The organism is Candidatus Neptunochlamydia vexilliferae, from assembly GCF_015356785.1.
Classification (GTDB): Bacteria; Chlamydiota; Chlamydiia; order Chlamydiales; family Simkaniaceae; genus Neptunichlamydia; species Neptunichlamydia vexilliferae.
Genome location: NZ_JAAEJV010000079.1, coordinates 1 through 6,266, shown reverse-complemented (window position 1 = coordinate 6,266; position 6,266 = coordinate 1). Strand labels below are relative to the sequence as shown.

General features: G+C 47.0%; 6 protein-coding genes. 5 read left to right on the top strand and 1 reads right to left on the bottom strand.

From position 1 onward, the window contains the following. The coding region (locus tag NEPTK9_RS08815) for a U-box domain-containing protein (RefSeq protein WP_194848466.1) at positions 1-520 on the bottom strand (520 nt) is incomplete at its 3' end. A gap of 109 nt (positions 521-629) precedes the next feature. Here NEPTK9_RS08815 and NEPTK9_RS08810 point away from each other — a divergent pair. From NEPTK9_RS08810 to NEPTK9_RS08790, 5 genes are all read left to right on the top strand, one after another. Beyond that, positions 630-1,019 (top strand): ACT domain-containing protein, encoded by a 390-nt coding sequence (locus NEPTK9_RS08810; protein WP_194848465.1) that lies wholly within the window; start codon positions 630-632, stop codon positions 1,017-1,019. Between the two features lie 65 nt (positions 1,020-1,084). After that, positions 1,085-2,401 (top strand): type III secretion system ATPase SctN, encoded by a 1,317-nt coding sequence (gene sctN / locus NEPTK9_RS08805; protein ID WP_194848464.1) that lies wholly within the window; start codon positions 1,085-1,087, stop codon positions 2,399-2,401. A gap of 2 nt (positions 2,402-2,403) precedes the next feature. After that, a complete protein-coding gene (locus NEPTK9_RS08800) occupies positions 2,404-2,895 on the top strand; it encodes a type III secretion T3S chaperone (protein WP_194848463.1) in 492 nt (163 codons plus the stop codon). Positions 2,896-2,900: 5 nt separating this feature from the next. After that, positions 2,901-4,166, top strand: coding sequence for a hypothetical protein (locus tag NEPTK9_RS08795; RefSeq protein WP_194848462.1), 1,266 nt, complete (start codon positions 2,901-2,903; stop codon positions 4,164-4,166). A 278-nt stretch (positions 4,167-4,444) separates the two neighbouring features. Then, positions 4,445-5,863 (top strand): AAA family ATPase, encoded by a 1,419-nt coding sequence (locus tag NEPTK9_RS08790; protein ID WP_194848461.1) that lies wholly within the window; start codon positions 4,445-4,447, stop codon positions 5,861-5,863. The last annotated feature ends 403 nt before the right edge of the window (positions 5,864-6,266 follow it).

The following is a 6,266-nucleotide window of genomic DNA, read 5'->3' as shown; positions in this document are numbered from 1 at the left end:
GGTCTTCTTTTTTGAGGGGTTTGCGGGTGAGGGGGCAGGTGGGGCTATTTGTGAGGTGAAGCTCGATGGCTTCTCTTTCGAAGGTATGGCCATCGGGTGTGATGACGGGGTCTGTGAAGAGATCGAGGGTGAGAGGGCAAATGAGGTCTTCGGGATAGTTTCCCTCTTTTTGGGAGAGGAGGATGTTTTTGATCTGGTTGATGAGTTGCTTGAGGATCGGGAGGGGGCTGTTTGTTGGGCTGCTGCTGGAGGAGGAAGACGCGGCGCTACTGCTGCTACTTGTGTTAAAGTGGATGTGATGGTCGCTCGTCACGATGGGCGCGATCCCTTTTTTAAGAAGGTCTTTGATCTCTTTTTTGCTATTAGGAGTGATCTGCTCGGCTGTAAAGGGTTTTCCCTCTAAGGGATTGGTCAGGAGAACTTGGATGGAACTCCCCTCTAAAAAGGTGAGCTTGTGCTCGGGGGTGTAGTAAATAGCAAAAGGGATGTTTTGAGAGACGGTTTTATTGGTGGTTTGCATCGAAATTCTCCTTGTTTAAAGAAATGTAAAAAGTTACCTTATACCCATAAGATTTTTTTTGCAAAAAAACTTGCGACCCATATATCCTTTAGGTATTCTCACAAAGTTAATGAATGTTTTACTTTTAATACTTTTAGCCGAAAAACTTACTGTCTGCCAGATGGATCAATCAGAGCCCATTCCCCCTTGGGCCACCCAATCAAATACTTTTTTCTCTGTTACTCTTACAGAGGATGAGCTCTCTATTGTTTGCCCCAGTAGATATGTCCCAAAAGGGACTAAGTGTGAAAGGGACTGGGTTGCGTATAAGGTTGCAGGCCCTCTAGACTTTGGTCTAACAGGAATTCTAGCCTCTATTGCCAACCCTCTTGCTGCGGCTAATATCAGCCTATTTGCAATCTCTACCTATGATACAGATTACATACTTGTGAAAGAGAAAGATCGAAAAAGCAGCATTGAAACTCTTAGAAAAGCAGGCTTTTCAGTTGAGGTGCAATAGCTCTGGAAAGGCAAAGAATTTGGCTTTTAAATGTTGCTTAAGCTAGAATCGGGGGCGAGGTATGTATGGCACAAGGTCCTGATTTCGACAAACTCATGGGGCAGCTCGAAGATATTGAGCTGACAACGGTTCATGGACGGATCACCGAGATCGTCGGGATGCTTATCCGAGCGATTGTTCCCAATGTGAAGATGGGTGAGGTCTGTCTGATCAAGCGGGAGGGAGAACCCCTCATCGCTGAGGTCGTCGGCTTTACCAAGGAAGAGGTTTTCCTCTCTCCTCTTGGGGAGATGACCGGTGTTGGCCCTTCTTCTGAGGTGATTCCGACCCGCCTTCCCCTTCATATTAAGGTAGGACCCAATCTTTTGGGTCGGGTTTTGGATGGCATGGGGAATCCTCTTGATGAAGATACGAAGGGACCTCTTGTTGTAGAGGAGACCTATTCGGTCATTAACCCTCCTCCCGACCCCTTAGAAAGAGAGATGATCTCCGAGCCGATTTCGGTCGGTATCCGCGCGATTGATGGAGTTTTGACCTGTGGAAGGGGCCAGCGGGTCGGGATTTTCGCGGCAGCGGGTGGAGGTAAGTCGACCACTTTAGGGATGATGGCCCGCTATGCTCAGGCCGACGTCAATGTCATTTCCCTCATTGGAGAGCGGGGACGGGAGGTGCGCGAGTTTATCGAGCATGACTTGGGCGAAGAGGGGCTCGCTCGCTCGGTCATTGTTGTCTCGACATCGGACCAAGCGGCGCAACTCCGCCTGAACGCTGCTTATGTGGGCACTTCCATTGCAGAATATTTCCGCGACCAGGGGAAAACTGTCATCTTAATGATGGACTCGGTGACCCGTTTTGCACGGGCGCTGAGGGAAGTGGGGCTGGCGGCTGGAGAGCCTCCGGCGCGGGCGGGTTATACCCCATCGGTTTTCGCCACCCTCCCCCGCCTCTTAGAGCGGTCGGGAAACTCCTCTAAAGGATCGATCACTGCCTTCTACACGATCCTTGTTGCCGGTGACGACATGAACGAACCGGTTGCTGACGAGGTCCGCTCGATCCTCGATGGGCATATCATCTTATCGAGTGAACTTGCCCGCCAATATCACTACCCTGCGATCGATATCTTAGCCTCGGTTAGCCGGATTATTTCTAACATCACGAGCGAAGAACACCGAAAACTTATTGGTCAAGTGCGCGAAGTGCTTGCCAACTACAAGAAAAACGAGCTTCTCATCCGGATCGGGGAATATAAACCGGGATCGGATAAAGATGCCGACTTTGCGATCAAGTACATCGATAAAGTGAACCGTTTTCTTAAACAGAAGGTGGATGAAGAATGCACCTTTGAGGAAACGCTTGAGCAACTGGGCGCCCTTTTTAGATAGCCATGAAAGAAAAATACCCCTTAGAGCAACTCGTTCGGATTAAGCAGCGGAGGCTGGAAGAGGCTGAGCGCGTTTTAAAGGAAAAAAAGGAGACTCTTAAAAAGGAAGAGGACAAGCAAAAAACGCTCGAGGAAGAACGGGACAAAACGCTCCGTCACAAACAGGATAAACTCAGTCAGCTGCGGGAAACGCTCGACAAAGGAACCACTTCCGATAAAATCGAAACCATGCGAGACTACATTAAAGTCGTCGATGAAGAGCTTGCCCAAAAAGAGAAGAAGGTTGAGGAGCAGATCAAAAAAGTTGAAGAGGCCAAAGAGGCTGTAGAAGTTGCCCGAAAAGATATGGTCAAAAAGCAACAAGATGTTGAAAAACTCAAGATGCATCGCAAAGAGTGGGACAAAGAGATGCGAGCTCAAGAGATCCATCAAGAAGGGATCGAAACCGACGAGCTAGGAACCGCGATGCACACCTCAAAAAAGCGTAAAAAGTAGAGCTTATGTCAGACCCCAATAAAATTCATCGCGATATCCAACGCCCTTACCACCCAGAAGAGAAGGAAAAGCCTGCAGAAAAGGTCGACCCCGAAAAGTTTAAAAAAGTGATGAAGGTCGATGAGTCGGATGAGGCACAAAAAAGGCGGAAGCGGAACCTTAAAAAAGAGGAAGAAGAGGGAGAGGAAAAAGAGGTTCAGCCCGAAACGCCCGCTCCACGAGAAGGATTTGCCGAACTGATGAGCGATCAAGATGAGGTGGGGGGCATTATGGACAAAGAGTCGGCCGGTGTCCGCTACGAAACCCCTCCCGAAGAAGAAACCCCTTTTACTCCCCCACCTCCAGGGTCCATCCCGACCGAAGGGGTCGAGATTGACGAGGTGGATGAGCCCCTTCCCCCTCCGCAGCAAGAAGAGCAAACTCCCGAGCAAGAAACCCCACCCCCTCCTACAACACCAGAAAAAAAAGAAAAACCCGAAGATGCTTCCCTCCTCGCCTCCCAGCCGAAAAAAAGTGAACTCGAAGCGCTCAAGAAGAAAAAGAAGCCCCAAACCGCTGCTCCCGCTAAGAAAAAACGAAAAACCGCGCCGAAAAAAAAGAAGGAGGCTCTGGAAGAAAAACCCATTGAAGAAACTCCTCCTAAAAAACCAAGTATCTTCCATCACCTCTCTCCTAAGGAAATCCGAGAACAAAAAATTACTCAGGCCCAAAAAGAGGCCAAAGAGTTTGCCCCTCCGCCCCCTGAAGAAGGGGAACAAGAGGGAATGGGTCAGCGGAAGAAAAAAGATGACGATACCTTTATAGAGGCAACTCCCGATACAGCAAGTGTTCCCCTCCCCTCTTTCGATGCCCCTTTGCCTCCTGTTATCCCTTCCGATGCCACACCCGCCTTTAGCCACCTCTCCCCCGAAGTCTACGAGCTCTTTGAGCGGGTGGGGGGAGTGATGATCATCCAACAGGACATGGGAGTCACCACCACTACGATGAACATCGACATGCCCGACTCGGTCTTCCACGGCGCGCAGATCATCGTCGATCACTATAGCACCGCTCCACACGCCTATAACATTCAGCTTGTGGGGAATCCGGAGTCGGTCAAACTCTTCACCGAAAATCTCGATGCCCTTAAAAACTCTTTTATCGAAGGAAACTTTAAGTTTGAGGCAAACATCCTCAACCCCGTCCTTCAATCTTCCAAGAAATCTCCTCACCTCATCCGCCGCAAAGGAGCTGCCGGCGACAAAGGAGGCAAGGGGGGCAAGAAAAAATAAGTAATACCAAATCGGAAAAATAACTTGGTAAATTAAGCTTGACCTTTTCGGTTAAAACTGCATTTTCGATCTCACTAACCAACAAGTGGTTAGTATCGATCTCCAAACGCAATTTTTCCTCAAAAACTCTCAAGCTAATTTTGCAATTTATTTTTCCGAATTGGTATAAGATAATGCCCGTTATACGCTATACCCCACATTATCTCACCTTTTTATTGAGATAATGCCCGTTATACGCTATATTGGGCATTATCTTAACCATTATAGGTCGTAGAGCAATGGAACCCATTGGAAGAGAAAGAGAAAAGAAAATTTTGCAAAAGCTCCTCAACTCCGAAGAGGCTGAACTTCTAGCAGTCTACGGAAGGAGGCGGATCGGCAAAACCTTCTTAATTAAAGAGTTCTTTAGCGATAAAGGGCTCTTCTTTGAGCTTACAGGAATTTTGAGAGGGCGAACGTCTGAGCAGCTCTGGAATTTTGCAGAAACAGTCACATCGACCTTTAAGTTAAAAACACCTCTTCCAACCCCAAAAAATTGGCAAAAGGCATTTTCTACTTTATTAGAGCAGCTCGAAAAGGTTCCAGAAAGCCAAAAAGTGATCCTTTTTTTTGACGAGCTCCCTTGGCTTGCAACGCGCCGCTCCAACATGCTACGCACCTTGGAGTATAATTGGAATCGCCATCTCTCCCGAAGAAAAAACCTGATCGTGGTCTTATGTGGATCAGCAGCTTCCTGGATGATTAAAAAAGTGGTCCAAAATCGGGGAGGGCTTCATGGACGACTCACCCAAAAAATTCACCTAAAGCCTTTTTCCCTTCTTGAGACAGAAAACTACTTAAAGGCAAAACATATCTTCTTTGACAGAAAGCAGTTGATCGAGCTCTATATGTTAACAGGCGGGGTCGCAAAGTATCTTAACCATATTGAAAAGGGACGTTCCTCTATGGAAAACATCCAGTCCCTTTGTTTTTCTCCAAACGGTTTTTTAACGGATGAGTTTCAGCCCCTTTTCGCCTCTCTTTTTGATGACTCCGAAAAGCATCTAGCGATTGTGAAAGCCCTTGCAAAGTCTCATAAAGGACTTACCCTAAATGCTCTTACAAAAGCAACCTCAAAAACTCTTGGCGGACATTTTACAGCTGCTTTAAATGACCTAGAGTCTTCGGGATTTATTCAGAGCATCCCTTTTTTCGGGAGAAAAAAGCGAGATAGCCTTTACCGACTCCTGGATGAGTACTCCCTTTTTTACCTGACCTGGGTAGACAGAAAAGAGCAAATACTGAACTTCCATCGCTCCCCCAAATTTTTGAGCTGGGCGGGGTATGCTTTTGAAAATATTTGTATCAAACATTCGAGACAGATCATCGAAGCGCTCAAGCTCCCCCTTATCGCAAAAAGTCTTTCCTATTGGGATAAGCAGCCTGGAGAACTTCCGGGTGCTCAAATTGATCTTGTGATCGAAAGAACCGATCGGTGTATCAACCTCCTGGAGATGAAGTTTTGCGAAGATGAATTTACCATCACAAAAGAGTATGGCCGTCTCCTTAACCAAAGAAGGTCAACCTTCTCTCAAATCTTAAAATCGAAAAGGACAATTTTTAATACCCTTGTTACTCCCTTTGGAGCTGCCAAAAGCCCTCCCTACCTCTCTGCTGTGGATCAAGAGCTCACCCTCGACGCCCTTTTTTCTTATTGACTTTTCTATTGCCGCAATAAACAGAGGTTTCAGTTGATTACACAATAAGTAGTCGACCCTGAAGTGTATATGGCACTCTAAAATCGAGACCTATGGCGACCTAAAATCGAAGATTTTTCCCCAGGGTGCAGATTTTGACGCACCTCAACCTCGCAGTGGGTTGAGTAAGGAAAAAAGATGTGCTCATGGGGAAAAAGCGCGGTTTTGCTTTTGCAAGGAGTTCTTCAGGGTCGACTAAGTAACACACATGCATTTAAGTCTGCCTATTTTGATCACAGTCCCGATCGAAAAAAGCCATCTTTTACAGGGTTATTTGGTAAAAATGTCTTGACAAAACCCCTCGTGAAGTAATTCGAGTAAAAAACTGTCATCCCAGCCTGCCCTTAATCTTTTGTTCTTTAGA

What these genes read in the sequence shown, in the direction of transcription:
- NEPTK9_RS08795 (WP_194848462.1), top strand. Translation starts at nt 2,901, where the DNA reads ATGTCAGACCCCAATAAAATTCATCGCGATATCCAACGCCCTTACCAC.
- NEPTK9_RS08790 (WP_194848461.1), top strand. Translation starts at nt 4,445, where the DNA reads ATGGAACCCATTGGAAGAGAAAGAGAAAAGAAAATTTTGCAAAAGCTC.
- NEPTK9_RS08800 (WP_194848463.1), top strand. Translation starts at nt 2,404, where the DNA reads ATGAAAGAAAAATACCCCTTAGAGCAACTCGTTCGGATTAAGCAGCGG.
- NEPTK9_RS08810 (WP_194848465.1), top strand. Translation starts at nt 630, where the DNA reads ATGAATGTTTTACTTTTAATACTTTTAGCCGAAAAACTTACTGTCTGC.
- sctN (WP_194848464.1), top strand. Translation starts at nt 1,085, where the DNA reads ATGGCACAAGGTCCTGATTTCGACAAACTCATGGGGCAGCTCGAAGAT.